The sequence below is a fragment of the Pseudonocardia nantongensis genome, assembly GCF_046546495.1.
Classification (GTDB): Bacteria; Actinomycetota; Actinomycetes; order Mycobacteriales; family Pseudonocardiaceae; genus Pseudonocardia; species Pseudonocardia nantongensis.
Genome location: NZ_JBKGXT010000001.1, coordinates 227,900 through 249,953, shown reverse-complemented (window position 1 = coordinate 249,953; position 22,054 = coordinate 227,900). Strand labels below are relative to the sequence as shown.

The 22,054-nt window shown below is 74.8% G+C and carries 15 protein-coding genes and 3 pseudogenes; 7 read left to right on the top strand and 11 right to left on the bottom strand.

Annotated elements, in window-relative coordinates; translation table 11 throughout:
- Nucleotides 1–13: 13 nt before the first annotated feature.
- Both ACLFMI_RS01080 and ACLFMI_RS01075 read left to right on the top strand, forming a co-directional pair.
- On the top strand, nt 14–853 hold the full coding sequence (locus ACLFMI_RS01080; RefSeq protein WP_410945782.1) for a shikimate dehydrogenase: 840 nt from the start codon (nt 14–16) through the stop codon (nt 851–853).
- 122 nt (nt 854–975) lie between these two features.
- Nucleotides 976–1,785, top strand: coding sequence for a methyltransferase domain-containing protein (locus ACLFMI_RS01075; RefSeq protein ID WP_410945781.1), 810 nt, complete (start codon nt 976–978; stop codon nt 1,783–1,785).
- A 69-nt stretch (nt 1,786–1,854) separates the two neighbouring features.
- Here the strand turns inward: ACLFMI_RS01075 and ACLFMI_RS01070 are convergent, their stop codons facing one another.
- Together ACLFMI_RS01070 and ilvD are read right to left on the bottom strand one after the other, a co-directional pair.
- Entirely contained in the window at nt 1,855–2,481 is a 627-nt protein-coding gene (locus tag ACLFMI_RS01070; protein WP_410945780.1) for a class I SAM-dependent methyltransferase, read from the bottom strand.
- Nucleotides 2,482–2,543: 62 nt separating this feature from the next.
- Nucleotides 2,544–4,259, bottom strand: a complete 1,716-nt coding sequence (ilvD, locus tag ACLFMI_RS01065) for a dihydroxy-acid dehydratase (protein WP_410945779.1) — start codon at nt 4,257–4,259, stop codon at nt 2,544–2,546.
- Between the two features lie 188 nt (nt 4,260–4,447).
- On the opposite strand from ilvD, the gene ACLFMI_RS01060 reads away from it, so the two are divergent.
- Nucleotides 4,448–4,939, top strand: a complete 492-nt coding sequence (locus tag ACLFMI_RS01060; RefSeq protein ID WP_410945778.1) for a L,D-transpeptidase — start codon at nt 4,448–4,450, stop codon at nt 4,937–4,939.
- A gap of 103 nt (nt 4,940–5,042) precedes the next feature.
- Here ACLFMI_RS01060 and ACLFMI_RS01055 read toward each other — a convergent pair whose 3' ends face one another.
- Nucleotides 5,043–6,890 carry a DEAD/DEAH box helicase gene (locus ACLFMI_RS01055; RefSeq protein WP_410945777.1) on the bottom strand — a complete coding sequence of 616 codons (1,848 nt, stop codon included), beginning with the start codon at nt 6,888–6,890 and terminating at the stop codon, nt 5,043–5,045.
- Here ACLFMI_RS01055 and ACLFMI_RS01050 point away from each other — a divergent pair.
- Nucleotides 6,784–7,584: pseudogene (locus tag ACLFMI_RS01050) on the top strand (tyrosine-protein phosphatase); the annotation flags it as partial. The gene ACLFMI_RS01055 and the pseudogene ACLFMI_RS01050 overlap by 107 nt on opposite strands.
- Before the next feature lie 54 nt (nt 7,585–7,638).
- On the opposite strand, the gene ACLFMI_RS01045 reads toward ACLFMI_RS01050, so the two are convergent.
- Both ACLFMI_RS01045 and ACLFMI_RS01040 read right to left on the bottom strand, forming a co-directional pair.
- Nucleotides 7,639–10,086 carry a Tex family protein gene (locus tag ACLFMI_RS01045; RefSeq protein WP_410945776.1) on the bottom strand — a complete coding sequence of 816 codons (2,448 nt, stop codon included), beginning with the start codon at nt 10,084–10,086 and terminating at the stop codon, nt 7,639–7,641.
- A gap of 132 nt (nt 10,087–10,218) precedes the next feature.
- A complete protein-coding gene (locus ACLFMI_RS01040) occupies nt 10,219–10,860 on the bottom strand; it encodes a TetR/AcrR family transcriptional regulator (RefSeq protein WP_410945775.1) in 642 nt (213 codons plus the stop codon).
- Between the two features lie 25 nt (nt 10,861–10,885).
- Between ACLFMI_RS01040 and ACLFMI_RS01035 the strand changes: the two genes are divergently transcribed.
- Nucleotides 10,886–11,329, top strand: coding sequence for a hypothetical protein (locus tag ACLFMI_RS01035; RefSeq protein WP_410945774.1), 444 nt, complete (start codon nt 10,886–10,888; stop codon nt 11,327–11,329).
- 3 nt (nt 11,330–11,332) lie between these two features.
- Complete coding sequence (locus ACLFMI_RS01030) at nt 11,333–13,009, top strand: GMC oxidoreductase (protein WP_410945773.1); 1,677 nt, start codon at nt 11,333–11,335, stop codon at nt 13,007–13,009.
- A 26-nt stretch (nt 13,010–13,035) separates the two neighbouring features.
- Here the strand turns inward: ACLFMI_RS01030 and ACLFMI_RS01025 are convergent.
- Nucleotides 13,036–14,246, bottom strand: a pseudogene (locus ACLFMI_RS01025) (cytochrome P450).
- A 133-nt stretch (nt 14,247–14,379) separates the two neighbouring features.
- Here ACLFMI_RS01025 and ACLFMI_RS01020 point away from each other — a divergent pair.
- Nucleotides 14,380–15,450, top strand: a complete 1,071-nt coding sequence (locus tag ACLFMI_RS01020) for a YncE family protein (protein ID WP_410945772.1) — start codon at nt 14,380–14,382, stop codon at nt 15,448–15,450.
- A 22-nt stretch (nt 15,451–15,472) separates the two neighbouring features.
- Here the strand turns inward: ACLFMI_RS01020 and ACLFMI_RS01015 are convergent, their stop codons facing one another.
- The 5 genes and pseudogenes from ACLFMI_RS01015 to ACLFMI_RS00995 form a co-directional block, all read right to left on the bottom strand.
- Nucleotides 15,473–16,021 carry a DUF4334 domain-containing protein gene (locus ACLFMI_RS01015; RefSeq protein WP_410945771.1) on the bottom strand — a complete coding sequence of 183 codons (549 nt, stop codon included), beginning with the start codon at nt 16,019–16,021 and terminating at the stop codon, nt 15,473–15,475.
- A 77-nt stretch (nt 16,022–16,098) separates the two neighbouring features.
- Nucleotides 16,099–17,001: a PLP-dependent cysteine synthase family protein gene (locus tag ACLFMI_RS01010; RefSeq protein WP_410945770.1), complete on the bottom strand. Its 903-nt coding sequence runs from the start codon at nt 16,999–17,001 to the stop codon at nt 16,099–16,101.
- A pseudogene (locus tag ACLFMI_RS01005) lies at nt 16,998–18,190 on the bottom strand (aromatic ring-hydroxylating oxygenase subunit alpha). Before ACLFMI_RS01005 ends, ACLFMI_RS01010 begins: the two are co-directional and overlap by 4 nt.
- Entirely contained in the window at nt 18,187–19,326 is a 1,140-nt protein-coding gene (gene solA / locus ACLFMI_RS01000; RefSeq protein WP_410945769.1) for an N-methyl-L-tryptophan oxidase, read from the bottom strand. The pseudogene ACLFMI_RS01005 and the gene solA overlap by 4 nt, the downstream one beginning before the upstream one ends.
- A gap of 6 nt (nt 19,327–19,332) precedes the next feature.
- Nucleotides 19,333–21,879 carry a GcvT family protein gene (locus ACLFMI_RS00995; RefSeq protein ID WP_410945768.1) on the bottom strand — a complete coding sequence of 849 codons (2,547 nt, stop codon included), beginning with the start codon at nt 21,877–21,879 and terminating at the stop codon, nt 19,333–19,335.
- Between the last annotated feature and the right edge of the window lie 175 nt (nt 21,880–22,054).

Below are 22,054 nucleotides of genomic sequence, written 5' to 3'. Positions count from 1 at the left end.
CCATACTGCGGGGGTGAGTTCCCCGACCCGCCGGGCCGCCGTGCTCGGCTCCCCGATCGCGCACTCGCTGTCCCCCGCGCTGCACCACGCGGCCTACACCGCACTCGGCCTGCACGGCTGGCACTACGACCGGATCGAGATGGACGAGGCGGGCGTGGCCGGGTTCGTCGCCGCGCTCGGCCCGGAGTGGGCGGGGCTGTCGCTGACGATGCCGCTCAAGCGGGTCCTGCTCGACGTCGCCGACACCGTCGACGACGCCGCCGCCGCGATCGGCGCCGGCAACACGCTGGTGTTCGCCGGTGGGGCGAGCACCGCCCACAACACCGACGTCACCGGGATCGCCGCGCCGCTGCGCGCGGCCGGGGCGGGCACCGGGCGCGCGGTGGTCCTCGGGGCAGGGGGCACCGCGCAGGCGGCGCTGGCCGCCCTGCACGAGCTCGGCACCGGGCACGTCGACGTCCTGGTCCGGGACGCCGGGCGGGCCGGAGCGCTGCGCGGCACCGCCGAGCGGCTCGGCGCGGAACCGGAGATCCACCCCGTGCTCGCCGACGTTCCGGCCGCCGCACGCCTGCTCGACGGCGCCGACGTCGTCGTCTCGACGCTGCCCGCGGGTGCCGCGGACCCGCTGGCCGGGGCCCGGTGGCGGGCGGGCACGGTGCTGCTCGACGCCGTCTACGCGCCGTGGCCGACCGGGATCGCGGGCGGCGCCGCGGCGGCCGGGGCGAGGATCGTCTCCGGGCTGGAGATGCTGCTGCAGCAGGCCGTCGCGCAGGTCGAGCTGATGACCGGGCGCCCCGGCCCGGAGGTGGCGATGCGCCAGGCCCTCGACGCGGCCGTGCACGCACGGAGCTGACCGGGCCGCCGGCCGGGTGGCACACGGTGGGCCCGCGGGCTCGGGCGCCGGACCTGTGGTGTGAGATCGTCCAGCGGAACGCCGTCGTCGGCCCGGCGCGTGCGGGGTGCAGGCTGAGGACCATGACCGGTGAGACGCCGAAGGACACCTACACGCACGGCCACCCGGACGTCGTCGTCCGCTCGCACGCCGCCCGCACCGCGGAGAACTCGTGCGGCTACCTGTTGCCGCACCTGTCCCCCGGCACGAGCCTGCTCGACGTCGGCTGCGGTCCGGGCAGCATCACCGTCGACCTGGCCGGACGGGTCGCGCCGGGCCGGGTGCGCGGGATCGAGGTCGTCGCGGACCCGCTGGACCGGGCCCGCACCGAGGCCGCCGGGCGCGTGGTGGACGTCGAGTTCGCCGTCGACGACGCCTACGCCCTGTCCGACGCCGACGGCACCTGGGACGTGGCGCACGCCCACCAGGTGCTCCAGCACGTGTCCGACCCGGTCGCGATGCTGCGCGAGATGGGCCGGGTCACCCGCCCCGGCGGGCTGGTCGCGGCCCGGGACGCCGACTACGCCGGGTTCCAGTGGTGGCCGCAGGACCCGCGGCTGGACCGCTGGCTGGAGCTCTACCGGGCCGTCGCCCGCGGCAACGACGCCGAGCCCGACGCCGGACGCCGGCTGCTCGGCTGGGCGCACGCGGCCGGGTTCACGCAGGTGACGCCGTCGGCGTCGGTGTGGTGCTACGCCACCCCGGAGGAGCGGGCCGCCTGGGGCGGGATGTGGGCGGACCGGATCCACACCGGCGTCGGACGGATGGCGGTCGAGCGCGGCCTGGCGGACGAGGCGGAGCTGGACGGCATCTCCGAGGCCTGGCGGGCCTGGGCCGCCCACCCCGACGGCTGGTTCCTGATCCCGCACGGCGAGATCCTCTGCCGCCCCTGACCCCGGCACCCCCTCGCGTTGTGGAGTGGCGCCACAACGCGGAGGTCGGGTGGGGTGGGGGCTGGATCGTCACGCCTGGCGGGCGGCTCCCGGCCCGGGCCGCGCGTGCAGGACGACGGCGTAGCCACCGTCGTCCCACGGGTCGCGGTCCCAGGTGGACCAGCGTTCGACCGGGGCCAGCCCGGCTGCCGCGCACCAGGCGTCGTAGTCGTCGGGCGAGGGCCAGCCGGGCCGGACGGCGAACCCGGCCAGCAGCAGGCCGCCGGGGCGCAGGTGCCGCGCGCACCCGGTAACGACGCCGACCCGGTCGGTCGCGTACGGGATCACGTTCCCGGCCAGCACGACCAGGTCGAAGCGGTCCGCCAGGTCCAGCTCCTCCAGCCCGGCGGTCTCCCAGCGCAGGGTGGGAGCCTTCGCCCGAGCCGCGTCGATCATGTCCGGATCCGGGTCGGCGCCGATCACCGCGAACCCGCGCCGGGCCAGCTCGATCGCCACCCGGCCGGTGCCGCAGCCACCGTCGAGCACCCGGTCGCCCCCGACCAGCTCCTGCACCAGGTCGGCCTCGCCGTGCGGGTTCTGCCCCGCCTCGGCCATCGCCGCCCACCGGGCGTCGTAGGCGGTCAGGTCGACCCGGTCCTTCCAGGACGACCAGTCGGTGGGCAGGTTCCCGGGGTCCGGCTGCTGATCTTCGGGCACGCGACCGAGACTAGGCGGTGCCCGGGGCGGGTCCGGTAGTCCGTTCACCGACGACGGCGGGCTCAGCCGCAGACCGCCCCGTCCGCCGCGGACGACACGAGCCTGGCGTACTTGCCCAACACCCCGCGCCGGTTCGTCGGCTCCGGGCGGACCCACTCCGCACGGCGACGTTCCAGCTCGGCGTCGGAGATCCCGATGTCGATCGTGCGGCTCTTCATGTCCAACGTGATCGTGTCCCCGTCCCGGACCAGGGCGATCGGGCCGCCGTCCGTGGCCTCCGGGGCGACGTGCCCGACGCACAGCCCGGTCGTCGCTCCGGAGAACCGGCCGTCGGTCACCAGCAGCACGTCCTTGCCCAGCCCGGCGCCCTTGATCCGCCCGGTCACCGCGAGCATCTCGCGCATCCCGGGGCCGCCGCGCGGGCCCTCGTAGCGGATCAGCACGATCGTCCCGGCGGCGATCTCGCCGGCGTCCACGGCGTCCAGGGCACCCTGCTCGCCGTCGAAGACGCGGGCGGTGCCGGTGAAGGTCGCCGCGTCGAACCCGGCGGACTTGACGACCGCGCCCTCCGGGGCGAGCGAGCCGCGCAGGATCGAGATCCCGCCGGTCGGGTGGATGGGGTTGCGCAGGTCGTGGATGACCGAGCCGTCGAGCCCCGGCGGGGCGAGCTCGTCGAGGTTCTCCGCGACGGTGCGACCGGTGACGGTCATCGGGTCGCCGTGGATCAGCCCGGCGTCGAGCAGCGCCTTCATCACGACCGGCACCCCGCCGACCTGGTCGACGGCGTACATCAGGTTCGTGCCGAACGGCTTGACGTCGGCCAGGTGCGGCACCCGGTCGCCGACCCGGTTGAAGTCGTCGAGGGTCAGCTCCACCTCGGCCTCGCGGGCGATCGCGAGCAGGTGCAGCACCGCGTTGGTGGACCCGCCGAACGCCATGACGACCGCGATCGCGTTCTCGAAGGCCTCCGTGGTCAGGATCGACCGCGCGGTGAGCCCCTTCTCGATCATCCCGACGGCGGCCTCGCCGGAGGCCCTGGCGACGCCGTCGCGCCGCCGGTCCACCGCGGGCGGGCTGGCCGAGCCGGGCAGCGCCATCCCGAGCGCCTCGGCCGCGGCGGCCATCGTGTTCGCGGTGTAGAACCCGCCACAGGCGCCCTCGCCGGGGCACATCGCCCGCTCCAGGGTGTCCAGCTCGTCGGAGGTGATCAGGCCGCGGGCGCAGGCCCCGATGCCCTCGAACGCGTCGCCGATGTTGACCTCCCGGTCCCCCACCCGGCCTGGCATGATCGATCCGGCGTAGACGAACACGCTGGCCAGGTCCAGGCGGGCGGCGCCCATCAGCATCCCGGGCAGCGACTTGTCGCAGCCGGCGAGCTGCACGGTGCCGTCGAGCCGCTCGGCCTCCACCACGGTCTCCACCGAGTCGGCGATGATCTCGCGGCTGACCAGCGAGTAGTGCATGCCGACGTGCCCCATCGAGATGGCGTCGGAGACCGAGATGGTGCCGAACTCCAGCGGGTAGCCGCCCGCGGCGTGCACGCCCTCCTTGGCCGCCATGGCCAGGCGCTGCAGCGACAGGTTGCACGGGGTGATCTCGTTCCAGGACGAGGCGATCCCGATCTGCGGTTTGGCGAAGTCGTCGTCGCGCATGCCGACCGCCCGCAGCATGCTGCGGGCCGCGGTGGCGCCGATGCCGTCGGTCACCTGGTGGCTGCGCGGCTTGCGGGTGGCGGACGGGTGGGTGGTCGAGGCGGCGGTCGGGCCCGTGGTGGTCATGCGCGCTCCCTGGCGTTCGGTAGCGGGTCGCCGCGATCCTCCCGCAGAACCGGAACCGGGGCGATTCGCACCCCGGCCACCGGTCCGCCGCGGGAAATACTCGCCCGTTCGGGCGCAACCGTTGCACTGCGTGATCGTTGATCTCCACGACAGGCATCACGCTCACCCGAGAGGACCGATCGGCCGCCATGGCGCACACGAACGATGACAACTCCCGTCCGGTCCACCGTGGACGTCGGCGGCGCGCCCTGGCAGTCGCCGCCGCCGGGCTGCTGATCGGGCTGGGGGCCGCGGGCACCGCGCTCGCCGAGGACGGCGCCGACGGGGCCGGCCCGCCGTGCTCGGCGCAGGCGCGGGCGTGTGTCGATCTGGCGAGCAACCAGGCGTGGCTGCTGGAGGACGGCGAGGTCAGCTACGGGCCGGTCTCGATCACGCACGGCGGCAAGGGCACCGAGACCCCGACCGGCGACTTCACGGTCTACGACAAGGACCAGGACCACCGCTCGTTCGAGTTCGACGGCGCAGAGATGCCGTGGTCGGTGTTCTTCGCCCCAGGCGGCATCGCCTTCCACGAGGGCAAGCAGGAGGTCGACTCGGCCGGCTGCGTCAAGCTGGACCGCGACGACGCCGTTACGTTCTTCTCCAACCTCGGGATGAACGACCGGGTCGAGGTGCGCTGAGGCCGGCCCGCCCCACGACCCACCTACGACACGACCCACCTACGACGACGGCCCGGTGCGCACCGCGGTGCGCACCGGGCCGTCGTTCGTGGCTCCGGTGGCCTCAGCCGGTCTCGCCGGCGTCCCGGTCCTTGCGGACGTTGGCCTTGCGGCCCTTCAGCGTGGTCGCCCCGCGCAGGGACTTCAGCACCTCGTCCGCGGCGTGCTCGGGCACCTCGACCAGCGCGTGCCGCTCGTGGATCTGGATGGCACCGATGTCGCGGCCGGAGAGCCGGGACTCGTTCGCCAGCGCACCCACGATGTCCTGCGGGCGCACCCCGGAGGCACGGCCGGCCGAGACGAACAGCCGGGTGGTGCCGGCCTTCGGCGGCCGGGCGCCCTGACCGCGGCTGCCGCCGCCGGGGCGGCCGTCCCGGTCGCGGCGCGGGCCGCGGGTGTCGCCGCGGTCCCGTCCGCCACGCGAGCGGACCTCGGGGATCTCGATCTCGTCGTCCGGAACCGCGGTGCCGGCCCGGGCCATCCGGATCGCCGCCGCCGCGACCGAGGCGAGGTCGTGGTCGCGGGCCAGGTCGAGCACCAGCTCGTCGACACCGTCCTGCGGTGACGCGTCGGCGTCCTGCCCGGCCTGCTCGCGCAGGGCCAGCGCGGTGCGGGCCAGCCGCACCGCGCGCAGGTCCTCCGGCGTCGGCACCGGCGCGGTGGCCACCGAGGAGCCGATCAGCCGCTCGATGTTGCGCAGGTGCCGCACCGAGCCGGGGGTGACCAGGGTGATCGCGACGCCCTCGCGCCCGGCGCGGCCGACCCGGCCGATCCGGTGCACGTAGGACTCCGGCGACGACGGCACGTCGTGGTTGACGACGTGGGTCAGCGTGTCGATGTCCAGGCCGCGGGCGGCGACGTCGGTGGCGACCAGCAGCTCGGTGCGCCCGGCGCGCAGCCGCTCGACGACCCGCGTGCGGTGCTCCTGGTCCATGCCGCCGTGCAGCGCCTCGGCACGCAGGCCGCGCGCGGTGAGGGTCTCGGTGACGGCGTCGACGTCGGCGCGGGTGCGGCAGAACACGATCGCCGCGGTCGGCTGCTCCATCTCGAGCACCCGGCCCAGCGCGACGGTGACGTGGCTGCGCGGCACGTGGTACGCGGTCTGGCGGACCTTGGGGGCCTCACCGTCCGGCGTCGGGTCCCGCTTGATCCGGATGTCGGCCGGGTCGCTCAGGTGCCTCCGGGCCAGGCTCTGGATCCGGCCCGGCATGGTGGCCGAGAACAACACGGTCTGCCGACCCTCAGGCGTGGAGCCGAGGATCGTCTCGATGTCCTCGACGAATCCCATGTCGAGCATCTCGTCGGCCTCGTCCAGCACCGCGACCTCGATCGCGGCCAGCGACAGCGCGCCGCGGTTGATCAGGTCGATGGCCCGGCCGGGGGTCGCGACGACGATGTCGACGCCGCGGCGCAGCCGGCCCATCTGCGGGCCGATCGGGGCGCCGCCGTAGACGGTGGCGACGGTCGCGCCGAGCTCGGAACCGTACTTGGTGACCGCCTCGCCGACCTGCATGGCCAGCTCCCGGGTCGGGGCCAGGACCAGGCCGAACGGCGTGGGCCCGCGGTCGGTCGAGGCGCGGCCGTCGGCCAGGCGCTGCAGCATCGGCAGCGCGAACGCGGCGGTCTTGCCGGTGCCGGTGGCGGCCTGCCCGAGCAGGTCGCGGCCGGCGATCAGCGGCCCGATGGCGGCGGCCTGGATGGGGCTGGGGGTCTCGTAGCCCAGCTTGTCCAGGACCGCCAGCAGCTGCGGGGCCAGGCCGAGGTCGGAGAACGACGGGGTCGCGTCGCTGCCGGTGCTCTCGGGGATGTCGTTCCCACGGAGGTCGTTCTCGGGGAGGTCGTTCTCGGACGTCCGCTCCGGGGTCGTCTCGGAGTCGTCCAGGGTGGGGTGCTGTTCCAGCAGGGGGATCACTTGCGTCCTCATGGCTCGCGCAGGGGGTGCGCCCGGTGTCGGCGGGCGACTCTCGCCCGCTCCCAGCCCGCCAGGCCCGCGCTCGGCATTTCGTGCCGGTGAACCCAGACCTCCGGGGCTCGCAGCCGCGCATCCTCGCCGGCGGCCGCCAGCTCGCCATTCTTCCACGCCCCGCGCCCGCACGTCCGCCCGGCCCGACGTGATCGAAGCCACTGATGCCCCAGGTCACGCGGGCGGGGGCCCGGACAGGGTGATCACCGATCCTGGCCGGGTGACCGCGTTCCGGACCCGCCGCCCCGACATCGGGCGTCCGGCGAACCTGCGGGACCTCGGCGGGACCCGCACCCACGACGGGTACCGGGTACGTGCGGGCGTGCTCTACCGCTCGGACGCCCCGCAGCCACACGACCCGCGATCGGCCCGCGAGGTGGGCCTGCCCGCGACGGCCGCGTGGCCACCGGCGACCGTGGTCGACCTGCGCTCGCGCGCCGAGACCCGGCCCCCGCACCCGCTCGCCGACCTCGCCGACATCTGCCCGGTCCCGCTCGGGGCGTCGCTGACCCCGGCGCGGGTCGCCGACGCCGCCGCCGGGCAGGACGACCTGGCCTGGGCCCACCGACTGCTCGCCGACGGGGCCGGGGACGCGCTGGCCGCCGTCCTGCGGATCGTCGCGGGTGCCCCCGGTCCGGTCCAGGTGCACTGCGCCGCGGGCAAGGACCGCACCGGCCTGGTGCCCGTCGCGGTGGGGTCAGCCCTTGCCGAAGCCGGCCCGGCGCATCGCCTCGGCCATGGCGTCGTTCGACGGGGCGGGCTTGCGGTCGTCGCGCCGGTGGGTGCCGCCGCCGGGCTTGCCGCCGCCCTTCTGGCCACCACCGCGCGGGCCGCCCTGACCGCGGTCGTTCTGCGGCCGCCCGCCGCGCGGACCACCACCGCCCTTGCCGCCGCGCTCGCCGCCCTGGCCGCCGCTGCCCTGGCCGCCGCCGCGCTGCTTCTCGCCGCCCGGCTCGTCGTCCAGGCGCAGGGTCAGCGAGATCCGCTTGCGGGCCTCGTCGATCTCCAGCACCTTCACCTTGACGACGTCACCGGACTTGGCGACGTCGCGCGGGTCGGACACGAAGTCCTTGCTCATCGCCGAGACGTGCACCAGACCGTCCTGGTGCACCCCGACGTCGACGAACGCGCCGAACGCCGCCACGTTCGTCACGACGCCCTCGAGCAGCATCCCCGGCTGCAGGTCGGAGATCTTGTGCACGCCCTCGGCGAACGTCGCGGTCCGGAACGCCGGGCGGGGGTCGCGACCGGGCTTCTCCAGCTCGGTGAGGATGTCGGTGACGGTCGGGAGCCCGACGGCGTCGTCGACGTACTCCTTGGGCTTGATCTGGTGCAGCCGCGCGGAGTTGCCCATCAACGCGGACACGTCCAGCTTGGTGCGCTCCACCATCTTCCGGACGACCGGGTAGGACTCCGGGTGCACGCCGGTGGCGTCGAGCGGCTCGTCCCCGCCGCGGATCCGCAGGAAGCCCGCGCACTGCTCGAACGCCTTCGGGCCGAGCCGGGCCACGTCGGTGAGCGCGCCGCGGCTGCGGAACGGGCCGTTCGAGTCCCGGTGCCCGACGATCGCGCCGGCCAGCGACTCGGAGATGCCGGACACCCGGCGCAGCAGCGGCGCCGACGCCGAGTTCAGGTCGACACCGACGGCGTTCACGCAGTCCTCGACGACCGAGTCCAGCGAGCGGGACAGCGCCGACTCGGGCAGGTCGTGCTGGTACTGCCCGACGCCGATGGACTTGGGGTCGATCTTGACCAGCTCGGCGAGCGGGTCCTGCAGCCGGCGGGCGATGGAGACCGCGCCGCGCAGCGACACGTCCATGTCCGGCAGCTCGGACGACGCGTACGCCGACGCCGAGTACACCGACGCGCCCGCCTCGGAGACCATCACCTTGGTCAGCTTCAGGCCGGGGTTCTGCTTGATCAGCTCACCGGCCAGCGCGTCGGTCTCCCGGGACGCGGTGCCGTTGCCGATCGCGATCAGCTCGGCGGAGTGCTTGGTGGCCAGCGCCGTGAGCGTTTTCAGCGCACCGGACCTGTCGTTGCGCGGCTCGTGCGGGTAGATCACCGCGGTGTCGACGACCTTGCCGGTGGCGTCGACGACGGCGACCTTCACGCCGGTCCGCAGACCCGGGTCGAGACCGATGGTGGCCCGGGTCCCGGCCGGGGCGGCGAGCAGCAGGTCGCGCAGGTTGGCCGCGAACACGCCGATCGCGCCCTCCTCCGCGGCGGCGCGCAGCCGGACCCGGATGTCGATACCCAGGGCGGTCTGCAGCCGGGTCCGCCAGGCCCACCGGACGACCCCGAGCAGCCAGGTGTCGGCCGCCCGGCCTGCGTCGCCGATGCCGTACTCGGCGGCGATCATGCGCTCGTAGGCGGTGGGCTCGTCGTCGTCCCCGGGGTCGAGGGTGACGTCGAGCGCCTCCTCGGTCTCGCCGCGGAACACGGCGAGGATCCGGTGCGAGGGCAGCGTCGTGAACGACTCGGAGAACCCGAAGTAGTCCGAGAACTTCGCCGCGGCCTGGTCGTCCTCCTTGCCGTCCCGGGCCTTGGTGACGAGCCGGCCGTGTGACCACATCCGCTCGCGCAGGCCGCCGACCAGGTCGGCGTTCTCCCCGATCCGCTCGACCAGGATGGACCGGGCGCCCTCCAGGGCGGCACCGGCGTCGGCCACCTCGTCGGTGACGTACCCGGCGGCCTCGGCGTGCGGGTCCAGGGTCGGGTCGGCGAGCAGCGCGTCGGCCAGCGGCTCCAGGCCCTGCTCCCGGGCGATCATCGCCTTGGTCCGGCGCTTCGGCTTGTAGGGCAGGTAGATGTCCTCGAGCCGGGCCTTCGACTCGGCCGCGTTGATCCGCGCCTCGAGGGCCTCGTCGAGCTTGCCCTGGGAGCGGATGGAGTCGAGCACGGTGGCCCGGCGCTCCTCCAGCTCGCGCAGGTAGCGCAACCGCTCCTCCAGGGTGCGGAGCGCGACGTCGTCCAGCCCGCCGGTGGCCTCCTTGCGGTACCGGGCGACGAACGGGACCGTCGAGCCCTCGTCCAGCAGGGCCACCGCGGCCCCGACCTGGTCCGGACGGGCGCCGAGCTCGTCGGCGATCCGCTGGTTGATCGAGCGGTGCTGCTGGGTCTCCGGGGGTGCCGTGCCTGTCACCGCACCATCGTCGCGAACCGGGTCCGAAGGGCCACCGCCGGGTGGGTGATCCGCCCCGCGCGACGGTGGGCCGGGGCCGAGTTTTGAGCGGTTACTCAAATCTGTCAGCATCGGCCCGTGCGGCGATGTCGATCACAGGCCCCCGTCGGCCTCCGCGGCCAGCCCGCGGGAGAGCAACAGCACCAGCCGGCCGTAGAGGTCCGGGGCCACCGAGTCCGGGTCGAGCCGACGTTGCCGCAGCAGCCCGTGGTAGAGCGCCATCAGCGCGGTCGCGACCTCGTCGTCGCCGGTCCGCGGGGCCTGCCTGGTCGGCGAGGTCTGCCCGGTCCGCTCGCGCTCCTCGCCGGTCATCCGTGCCGCCGCCCCGCGGGTCTCCCGGTCGTGCTCGGCCAGCGCCTCCCGCAGCTCCGGCGAACGCATCGCGGAGACCCAGGTCTCGGCGTCGAGCAGGGTGCGGTGCCGTGAGTCGGCCGTCTCCAGCAGGCGTTCGTCCATCCCGGACAGTCCCTCGGCGAGCCCGCCGGCCAGCCGGTCCCGGGCCAGGGTCACGTCCCGCTCCAGGAAGTCTGCCATGAGCGCCCGGAACAGCGCCTGCTTGTTGCCGAACCGGCTGTAGATCGACCCGACCGACACCCCGGCGGTGCGGGCGATCTCGTCCACCGAGGCGCCGTCGTAGCCCCGCTCGGCGAACACCTCGGCGGCCGCCTCCAGCAGCACCGCCCTGGTCCGCTCCGTCCCGCCCCGCGCCCACCGGCGCCGACCCTCGTTCCGCACGCTCCCCAGGATCCCGGAGGTCCCCGTGCCGCTACGCCGCACCCTGCTGCTCCCCCTGACCGCCCTGCTCGTCCTCGCCGGAACCGCCGCCCCGGCCCTCGCGGCGCCCGGCTGCGACGACGCCTGCCGGGTCGAGGGCGCCCGCGCCTACGTCGCCGCGCTGGCCGACCACGACCCGTCGGACGTGCCGTTCCACCCGGAGGCGACTCGCGTCGAGGCGGGTCTGCCGACCGGGTTCTCCGGCGACCAGATGCGCGCCGACCTGCGGTACGGGCCGCAGTACCGGGTGATCCGCGGGATCTCCGACGAGTCCTACACGGTCCGCGACGACGGCGTGGTCGTCGCGGAGTTCACCCTCGACGTCGGCGCCGGCCCGCTCGGCCTGAGGACGGCGCGGGTGCACGAGACCTTCCGCTACGACGGCGGCCTGATCCGCGAGATCGTCGCCGACATCCGGATCGGGGGCTGAGCCGTGCCGCTCCTCAGCCGCCGCGGGTTCCTGACGAGCTCGGTGCTCGGTGCCGCCACGCTCGGCGCCGCCGGGCCCGCGACCGCGGGCCCGCAGCTCCTGCGCCGCGACGTCACCGAGACGACCGCCCGGGCCGTCGTGATCGGCAGCGGGCTGGGCGGGTCGATCGCCGCCGCCCGGCTCGCCGAGGCCGGGGTCCGGACCCTGGTCCTGGAACGCGGGCGCCGCTGGCCGACCCCCGCGACGGACACGTTCCCGACGTTCCTTCAGCCGGACCGCCGCTCGTCCTGGCTGACGCCCGCGCCGGTGTTCCCCGGCCAGCCGCCGACCCTCTACAAGCCCTACACCGGCCTGTTCGAGAAGGTCAGCGGCCGTGGCATGAGCGTGCTCTGCGGCGCCGGGGTCGGTGGCTCGACGCTGGTCTACGCCGGTGTCTGGATCAAGCCGGCGGCCGCGGTGTTCTCCGCGGCGCTGCCCGGCCTCGACCACGACGAGCTCGACGCCGAGCACTACCCGCGCGCGGCCCGCCGGGTCGGCGTCGCCCCGATGCCGGACGACGTGCTGGCGCACCCGAACTACATCGGCACCCGGCTGTTCGCCGAGCAGGCGCGCCGGATCGGGATGGCCGCCGAGCTGCTGCCGAACGCCACCGACTGGGACGTCGTGCGCGCCGAGCTGGCCGGGCGGGCGACGCCGTCGATGTCGGTCGGCGAGTACTTCTCCGGCGTCAACTCCGGGGCCCGGCTGTCGTCGGACCGCAACTACCTGGCCGACGCCGAACGCTCCGGCCTGGTCACCGTCGCGCCGCTGCACCGGGTGGTGGACCTGCACGCCCTCGCGGGTGGCCGCTACCGGATCGACGTCGAGCGGATCGACACCGACGGCACCGTCCAGGAGCGGATCGCGATCACCACGGACGCGGTGTTCCTCGGGGCCGGGTCCACCGGCACGTCCCGGCTGCTGGTGCGGGCCCGCGAGACCGGCACGCTGCCCGATCTCACCCCGGACGCCGGCCGGTACTGGGGCAACAACGGCGACCGGATCTGCCTGCGCGCCGGTGTCCCGGAACCGGCCGGTGGTCCGCAGGGCGGGCCGCTGGCGACCGGCATCCGCCCCGCCACCGATGACCGGGCCGAGGCGGTGACGCTGAGCTTCGGCCCGGCGCCATTGCCGTTCGACGCCCGGGTGATGTCGCTGCCCGGCTTCGGCGCCTGCGACCCGGCCGGCGAGTTCCGGTTCGACCCGGCCACCGGCGACGCGACCCTGCACTGGCCACCCGACGGTGACGCCGACGCCCAGCGCACCGTCCGTGACCTGCAACAACGCCTGATCGCGCCGGACAACCCGGTCGGCGCGGGGCTCGGCCGCACCGTCGCCGACGTCGCCGGACGGCTCCCGTCGGGCGCCTCCGGGCTGGTGTCGAGGGCCGCGGACGCCCCCGGCGGGGTGGTCGACCTCGGCACCCTGGACCCGATCACCTGGCACCCGCTGGGCGGCGCCGTCGTCGGGAAGGTCACCGACGACCGCGGGCGGGTCGAGGGCCACCCCGGCCTGTACGTCGTCGACGGTGCCCTGGTTCCGGGCTCGACCGGCAGCGCGAACCCGTCCTGGACGATCGCGGCGGTCGTCGAGCGGTGCCTGGACGGGATCGTGACCGCCGACGCCGGGACGGTGTTCTAGCGTCTAGCGTCCCGGCCCGGGCAGGCTCACCAGGTGACGGGCACCGCCCGGACACCACCGGTGACCTGCTCGGTCCGCACGTCGAGCTCGTCCGGACGGACGGCGAGCCGCAGCCCGGGGATCCGGGCGAACAGCCGGGTGAACACCGCCGTCAGCTCGGTCCGGGCCAGGCTGGCACCGATGCAGAAGTGCGCGCCGTGACCGAACGCGACGTGCGGGTTCGGCTGCCGGGTCGGGTCGAACTCCTCCGGGTCGTCGAAGGCGCGGGCGTCCCGGTTGGCGGCTGCCGACGCGATCAGCACCGCCTCCCCGCGACGGATCGTCACGTCCCCGACCGGGACGTCGTCGTGGGCGTAGCGGAGCAGGGCCAGCCCGCCGGGCGCGGACAGTCGCAGCACCTCCTCGACGGTGCCCTGCACCCGGCCCGGGATGTCCGCGACGACGCGTCCCGCCGGTCCGGGCGGGCCAGCAGCATCAGCACGCCGAGGTCGATCCGGTTCACGGTCGTCTCGTGCCCGGCGAACAGCAGCCCGGCGGCGATCAGGGTCAGCTCCTCGTCGGTGAAGGACGGGTCCTCGTCCTGGGCCCGGACCAGATCGGTCACGACGTCCTCACCCGGCTCGGCGCGCTTGGCCTCGGCGAGCCGGCCCAGGTAGGCCCGGAACTCGGTCATCGCGGTCTCGGCGTCGCCGCCGGAGCGGATCGCGGCGACCCGCTCGGACAGCCCGTGGAAGTAGGACCGGTCGGCGAACGGCACCCCCAGCAGCTCGCAGATCACCAGCACCGGAACCGGGAACGCCAGGTGCTCGTGCAGGTCGACGACGCCGTCCGGGGCCGCGTCGTGCGCGGCGATGAGCGCGTCCAGGCAGCCCTCGACCAGCTCGCCGACGTGGTCGCCGAGCAGCCGCATCCGCCGCGCCGAGAACGCGGGCACCAGCAGCCTGCGCATCCGGGTGTGCGTGTCCCGCTCGTTGTCGTGGTCCCCGCTCGGACCACCCATGATCGCCGCGTCGGACACCCGGGCGGCCTGTTCCGGCGCCGGGTGCGAGCGGCCCAGCCGCGGGTCACCGAACAGCTCCCGGGCCTCGGCGTAGCGGGTCACCAGCCACGCCGGGTCGCCGGCCGGGGTCCGCACCGGCACCACCGGGCCCTGCCGGCGCAGGAGGTCGTAGAGCGGGGCGATCTCCAGGACGTTCGGCCGGTCGAAGGGCAGCTGCGGCTCGGCGAGTGTGGTCACGGGCTCTCCCGTCGTCGGATGATCGAGGAACCCGAACGATAGGATGCTATCGTTTCCCAGCGCAACCGTGGTCGGGGCACCGTCCGCCGATCCGGTCCGAACCGATCCGCCCCCGGGTGCCGAACGGACCCCCATGATCCGCCGCACGGTCCCGACACTCGCCCTGGTCGCTGCGCTCGCCCTGCTCTGCGGCTGCTCGGGCGGCGGGGCTCCGGCGGACCCGCCGCCGACCGGACCGGCCGCCCCGGGGACGACGGGGACGCCGGCCCGGTTCGCCGAGCCGCTCCCGCCACCCGCCGAACCCGGCGTCGCCCCGCCGGTCACCGGGACGCCGCCGGGCCGGGTGGTACCGGTCGGAGCGGTCCCGGAGGGGATCGTCGCGGACGGGCCGACCCGGCGCGTCGCCGTCGGGGTGCGAGAGCCGAACGCCCTGGTGCTGCTCGACGCCGACACCGGCGCCGTGACCGCCCGGGTCCCGCTGCCCGGGGTGCTGCGCCACCTGCAGCTCGCCGCGCCCGGCGGGCCAGTACTCGTGCCGAGCGAGAGCGCGAACGGCCTCGTCCGGGTCGCGCTGCCGGACGGGCGGATCGAGTCCCAGGTGCCGACCGGGCGGATGGCGCACGACGCCACCGAGACCGGCGCCGGCACCGTGTTCGTCGCCAACGAGGGCGGCGCCAGCGTGTCGGTGCTGCGCGACGGCGGGGTCGTCCGCCAGCTCACCGACGTCACCCAGCCGGCCGGCCTGGCCCCGGTCGGCGACCGGGTCGGGCTGATCGACGTCCGGGAGAACTCGCTGACGGTCTACGACGCCGCCACCGGCGACGGCATCCTGGAGCTGCCCGCCGGTGCGGGCCCCACGCACCTGGTGGCCGACAGGCACGGCCGGATGATCGCCACCGACACCCGCGGCGGCGCGATCATCGTGTTCGACCCGTCCGGCACCCCCCGCGAGGTCGGCCGGGTCGCGCTGCCCGGCGAGCCGTACGGCATCGCCTACGACCCGCAGCGGGACCGGCTGTGGGTCACCGCCACCGGGGACAACCTGCTCGTCGGCTACGACATGACCGACCCGACGCCGCGCGAGGTCGCCCGGATCCCGACCGTGCGGCAGCCGAACACCGTCGCCGTCGACCCGGACACCGGGAGGCTGTTCGTCACCGGCACGAACGACGGCGTCGTCCAGGTCGTCGACCCGCCGGCCTGATCATGCGCGTCGGGGAGGCTGCTCACTCGCGGCGCAGGAAGAACATGAACGGCTGCTTCAGGCCGCGCAGATCCATGGCCCCGACCACGGTGTCGTCGTCGACCTTCCGGAACACGTCGTGGATCGGCAGGTCGTCGTAGCACATCGTCGCGCTCGCGACCCCGCGGTACTCGGTGGTCCGCAGCCGGGCCTTCGGCGCCCGGGTGCCCAGCGCGGGGCCGGCCTGCTTCGCGAGCCGGGCCACGGCGGCATGGCGCAGCGCGGCCGGGTAGCGGATCAGGGTCGGCAGCGGGACCAGCGCCGGGTTCAGGCTGAACCGGCCGCCGCGGGGGTGGTCCATGACCAGCGGGTGCACGTCGTCGGGACCGTCGAAGCGCTTCCCGTGCCAGCCGAAGCGCTCCAGCAGCCCGTCCATCGGGTTGCCGGTGGGGATCTCCCCGCCCGCCCAGTTCCCGAGCATCTCCGGAACGGCCACTGCGGGCAGCGCGTCGAACAACGCCAGCGCCTCGTCGATCGTGGCACCGTGCTCCAGGTACCGGAGGGTCTCGGTCGGGGTACCGGTGACGGTCATCGGGCCTCCATCGAAGCGGCTCCATCGAGACGGCGGGTCGGTCGCCCGGACCCTACCGCCGCCCGGAGGAGCGCCGGTCACGCGACGGCGCCGAGGGCGTCGCCGGCCCGTTCGGACAGGTACTTCTCGCCCTTGTCGCTGGCGAAGGTCACCACGGTCCGCCCGGGGTGCTCGGCCAGCCACCGCCGCGCCGCGACCAGGTGCGCGCCGGTGCTCGGCCCGACGAACAGGCCGTACGCTCGGGCCAGCCGCGCGGACTCGGCGAGCGCCTCGGCGTCGTCGACCGGGACGACGTCGTCGATCTCGGCGCGGTGCCGCGCCACGATGCCGGGGACGAAGCCGTCCGCGATGCCCTCGATCCGGTGCCGACCGATCTCCCCGCAGCACAGCGTCCGGGAACCGGCGGGTTCGACCCCGAGCAGCACGCAGCCGGGGTGGGCCGCGCGGAACGCCCGCCCCACCCCGACCAGCGTGCCGCCGGTACCGATCCCGCAGACGACCGCATCCGGGGTGGCGCCCTCGAGCTGGCCCAGGATCTCCGGGCCGAGTCCGGTGGCGTTGGCCTCGACGTTCCACTCGCCCTCGAACTGTCCGGGGTGGAACCAGCCGTCGCGCTCGCCGAGCTCGCGGGCGCGGGCCAGCGCGTCGCCGACGTGGAAGTCGCCGACCTCGACCACCTCGGCGCCGAACGCCCGCGAGATCGCGGTGCGCTCCGGCGAGAGCCCGGCCGCGGTCACCACGACCATCCGGTAACCGAGCACCGCGGCGACCATCGCCATCGCGTTGCCGGTGTTGCCGGAACTGGCCTCGACGATCGTGTCCCCCGGCCGTAGCGCTCCCGACGCCGCGGCCCGGGTGATCACGTGCCGGGCCATCCGGGCCTTCACCGATCCGGACGGATTGAGGTGCTCGCACTTGAGCCACACGTCGTCCACCCGGATCAGCGGGGTACCGCCGATGGCGTCCAGGATGCTGGTCACGCCGCACCCCCGTTCTCGTAGCCGGTGTACTCCTCGTAGGTGGCCTCGGCGACACCGGGCAGCACCGCGATCTCACCGAGCATCGTCCGGACCCAGGTGTGGAACTGCTCGATGTGGTGCTCGGTCGGCACCAGGACCCCGCCGCCGGCATACACCCGCGAGGACATCCCGTGCTGGCAGCGCTCGCAGGCGTCGAAGTCCTGCCGGTTCACCCGGTCGAACAGCTCCACCGACGACGACACGTCCGCACCGGACTCCACCACGTCCGGGGTGAACAGCCAGTCGCACTCGACGACCGTGCGGTCCGGTCCGATCGGGAACATCCGGTGCACGATCACGTGGTCGGGCACCAGGTTCAGGAACACCTGGGGCAGCACGGTGACCGCGAAGTAGCGGCGGTCCTGGTCGTCGTCGATCCCCGGGAGCCGGCCCGGTCCGGCCGAACCGTCCACGGTGAACCCCTCGGCGCGCTCCCCCATCTCGGCGCCGTGCCCGACGAAGTACTGGGCCGCCCACCCCGGGCGAACTCCGGCAGCACACCGGTCAGCTCGGGGTGGATCGTCGCGCAGTGGTAGCACTCCATGAAGTTCTCGACGACGAGCTTCCAGTTCGCCGCCACGTCGTAGGTGATCCGGCGGGCCGGCACGAGGCGCTCGACGCCGTACCGCTCGATCGCGCCGTGCTCGCCCAGCCGCGCGGCGACGACGTCGACCACCGTCTCGGAGAACGACGGCGGGTCCCCGGCCAGGCAGACCCAGACGTAGCCGAGCCACTCCTGCACGGCGACCGTCGCCAGACCGAGGTCGGCCCGGTCGGCCCCGTGCATCGCCGGCAGGTGCGGCGCGCCGGCGAGGTTGCCGTCCAGGTCGTAGGACCAGGCGTGGTACGGGCAGCGGAAAGTCCGTTTGACCTGGCCCGCGGACTCGACACAGAGCCGGGCTCCCCGATGGCGACAGACGTTGAGGAACGCCCGCGCACCGCCGTCGCGGGCCCGGGTGACGATCACCGACTCGCGCCCGACCGTCACGGTGCGGAACGTGCCCGGGTTCCCGACGTCGGTGCTCGACACCGCGCAGAACCAGGTCGCCTCCAGGATGTGCGCGGCCTCGGCGTCGAAGCCGGCCGGGTCGACGTAGGCGCTGCCCGGCAGGGTCGGGCGCAGCGTGGATCCGTGCTCGATGGCGGTCATGCGACGTGCTCCCCGGGTCGGGCCGTCAGGCCGGGGCGGGTGGGGTCGAACAGGTCGATCGGGTGCGCGGTGCGCCCGTGCTGCACCAGGTCGGCGACGATCTCGCCGACGACCGGCACGAACTTGAAGCCGTGCCCGGAGAACCCGCAGGCCAGGACCACGTTCTCCTGGGCGGGGTGGTGCCCGAGCACGAAGTCGTGGTCGGGCGTGCACTCGTAGAGGCAGGTCTTCGCGCGGACGAACCGGTGCACCGCGCCGGGTACGTACCGGCCGGCGAACCCGGCGACCTCGTCGATCTCCGACGGGTGCACCGTCCGGTCGACGCCTTCCGGCTCGCAGGGCCGTCCGCCCCGGAAGAACGCGACCTTCACCAGGCCGTCCACATCGGTCGGGAAGCCGTAGACCTGGCGGCCCCCGGCGCCCTCCCAGATCCACACCGGATGCCCGTCGAAGGTGGACGGGTCGGCCGGCTCGAACCAGAACTGCACGTACCGCTCGGCCCGTACCGGGAGCCCGAGCAGCGACCCGGCCCACGCCCCGGGCGCGACGACCAGCCGGTCCGCCTCGAACACGCCGGCTCCGGTCCGCACCCGCACCCCGGACGCGCTCGCCGTCCAGCCGTGCACGGTGACGCCGAACCGCAGGTCGGCACCGGCCGCGGCGGCGAGCTCGAGGTGTGCCCGGACGCTGTGCTCCGGGTGCAGCGCCCCGGCCCGGGACTCGACGACCGCGACCTCGCCGTCCGCGGGCCGCAGCGCCGGGAACCGCCGCCGGAGCGCCGCGGCATCGAGCACCTCGTGCTCCAGGCCCCAGCGGCGGGCGCTGGCCAGCGAGCCGCCGACCGTCGGGCCGTCCGGGCGACCGGCCCAGATCCCGCCGGTCCAGCGGACCAGCTCGCGTCCGGACTCCGCCGCCGTGCGATCCCACAGGTCCGCGGAGCGCTGCAGCAACGGGACGTAGGCCGGGTCCTCGAAGTAGGCCTGCCGGGTGATCCGGGAGCCGCCGTGGCTGGACCCCCGGTCGTGGGCCGGGCTGAACCGCTCGCAGCCGAGCACCCGCAGCCCCCGGCCGGCCAGGTGCCGCGCCGCGGCGCTGCCCATCCCACCGAGCCCGACGACGATCACGTCGTACCCCAACGCCGCTCAGCCCTTCATCCGCGCCGAGGAGGGGTCGTGCACCGGGCCGTCGACGACCTCCGCGGTGAGCCGGCGACCGAAGGTCTCGACCTCCATCCGGGTCCCGGCGCCCGCCCGCTCGGCGGGCAGCCAGGCGTAGGCGATCGAGCGGCCGGAGGTGTACCCGACGGCCGCGCTGGTCACGTACCCGCTCGCCGAGCACCCCGCAGGGGCGGCCGGCGGGCCGTCCGGATCGAGCAGTATCGGGCCCCGGGTGAGCCGCCGCGCCTCCGGCACGTCGTACACCGGTTCCCCGCCGAACAGGACCGCGCCGTCGTGGTCCAGGACCAGGGTGGCGAGCACCCGGGACGGTCCGCCCTCCTCGCGCGCCCGGTGCACCGCGGCCCGACCGACGAACGGGCCCTTGGCCATCGCGACGGCGAACCCGAGCCCGGTGCCGTCCGGCCCGTGCTCCGGGGTGATGTCCGAGCCCTTGGCCCGGTAGCCCTTCTCCACCCGCAGGCTCGCGAACGCGTGCCGGCCGCCGGCGACCAGGCCGTGCCGGGCACCCGCCGCGTGCACGGTGTCCCAGAGCCGTTCGGCGTCGGCGGCCGCGCAGACCAGCTCCCAGCCGTACTCACCGACGTAGGAGACCCGCAGGCCGGTCACCGGGACCCGGCCCACGCTGAACTCGGCGGCCCGGAAGAAGCCGAGCCGCTGCATCTCCTCCGGGACCAGGCCCTCCAGGATCTCGGGCACCTTCGGCCCCCACAGCCCCAGGTGCGCGGTGTCCTCCGTGACATCGGTGATCCCGACACCGTCCCGGACCCAGCGGCGCAGCTCGGCGACGTCGAGCCGGTCGGCGACCGCGAGCAGGAACCGCTCCGGGCCGAGCCGGGTGACGGTGAGGTCGGCCAGCACGCCGCCGCCCTGGTCCAGCAGCAGTGCGTAGACCACCCGGCCGACGGGCCTGTCCACGTCGTTCGTGACGAGCCGCTGCAGGAGCTCGCAGGCCTGGGGCCCGGTGACCTCGAGCCGGCGCATCGGCGAGAGGTCGTACATGCCGGCCGCGCGCCGGGTCACCAGCGCCTCGGCCCCGGCGATCGGGGACCAGTTGCGGGCCGCCCAGCCGGTGCGCCGGGCGACCTCGCACACCTCGGGCAGCGAACCGTTCGCCTCGAACCACATCGGACGCTCGTAGCCGCCGGTCTCGGTGAACACCGCCCGCAGCTCCTCCATCCGGGAGTGGAACGGCGTCGTCCGGCCCGGGCGGGCGACCGCAGGCGGATCGTGCGGGTGGATCACGTCGTAGACCTCGTCGAACGCCCGGCAGGCCCGCGCCCGGACCACGTCGGGCGCCAGCGCGGCCGGGTCGAACCGGTCCAGGTGGGCGCCCGCGAGGTCGACCGGCTCGCCGCCGACCGCCGGGCGCCCGTTGGTGATCCACTCCGCGACCGCCTCGGCGACGCCGGCCGAGTGGGTGATCCAGACGGCCTCGGCCGACCAGAACCCGCCAACGCCGGGGTGCTCACCGAGCAGTGGCATGCCGTCCGGGGTGAAGGAGAAGACGCCGTTCACCCCCTCCTCGATCTTGGCGTCGCCGAGCGCGGGCAGCAGGGCCACCGCGTCCTCCCAGGACGGGTCGAAGTCCTCGGGGGTGAAGCGGCGCTCGGAGGGCATCGAGGTCTCCGGATCCGCGTCGTCGAGCTCGCGCGGCTCCATCGGCATCGCGCGGTGCCCGTAGGCACCGATGCCCAGCCGCAGGCCGTGCGGCCGGAAGTACAGGTCGGCGTCCTGGTGTCGCAGGATCGGCAGGGACGGGTCGGCACTGCCGGAGGCCGACTCGAGCGCGTGGATCGTCTCTAGGACGCCGAGCGGGTTGGTCCGGGCGTACTGGTGCGCCATCGGGACCAGCGGGATCGACACGCCGGCCAGCGCCCCGACCGTCGGCCCCCACATACCGGCGCAGCAGAGCACGATGTCGGCGTCGAACCGCTCGTCACCACAGTGAACGGAGCGCACCCGGTCGCCGGTGGTGTCGATCGCGGTGACCGTGCGGTGCTGCAGGAACCGTGCGCCGCGCGCGCCCGCGGCCCGGGCCTGGACCTGTGCCGCCGCGACCGGCGCGGCGGTGCCGTCGGTCGGGATGTGCAGCCCGCCCAGGACCCGGGACCGGTCGAGCAGCGGATGGAGCTCCGCGCACTCCCGGGGCTCGATCACCCGGCTCGGGATCCCGGCCGCAGACGCCCAGCCGTGCCGCCGGTGCAGGTCGGCGAGGCGCTCCGGGGTGGTCGCGACCTCCAGCCCGCCGACCTGGTTCAGGCACCGGACGCCGTCCTCGGTCAGGGCGGCGTACTTCTCGACGGTGGCCGTCGCGAGCCGGGTCATGGTGCGGCTGCCGGCGGTCTGGAAGACCAGGCCGGGCGCGTGCGAGGTGGAACCGCCGGTGCGGAACAGCGGACCCTGCTCCAGGACGGTCACGTCGCCGTGCCCGCGGCGGGTGAGCTCGTCGGCGAGGGCGCAGCCGACGATGCCGGCTCCGATGATCACGATGCGGGGGGTGGTGGTCGCCATGGTGACTCCTGCTCCGAATCCGGTGCGTGGATCCGTCGTTGCGCAGGCCGCATCGCCCGCCGGGGCGGGTGAGAACACACGGATTGAGCCGGCGGCCACCATCGTTCCGACCGCGTGTGTTGCACTTCGCGCAACTACGATGTACTGACCGCAACAGCGTGCGGCCTGCGGGAAT

Coding starts and splice junctions, on each gene's coding strand:
- ACLFMI_RS01015 (WP_410945771.1), bottom strand. CDS start 16,021: ATGACCGTCACCGGTACCCCGACCGAGACCCTCCGGTACCTGGAGCAC.
- ACLFMI_RS01075 (WP_410945781.1), top strand. CDS start 976: ATGACCGGTGAGACGCCGAAGGACACCTACACGCACGGCCACCCGGAC.
- ACLFMI_RS01060 (WP_410945778.1), top strand. CDS start 4,448: ATGGCGCACACGAACGATGACAACTCCCGTCCGGTCCACCGTGGACGT.
- ACLFMI_RS01020 (WP_410945772.1), top strand. CDS start 14,380: ATGATCCGCCGCACGGTCCCGACACTCGCCCTGGTCGCTGCGCTCGCC.
- ilvD (WP_410945779.1), bottom strand. CDS start 4,259: ATGACCACCACGGGCCCGACCGCCGCCTCGACCACCCACCCGTCCGCC.
- ACLFMI_RS00995 (WP_410945768.1), bottom strand. CDS start 21,879: ATGGCGACCACCACCCCCCGCATCGTGATCATCGGAGCCGGCATCGTC.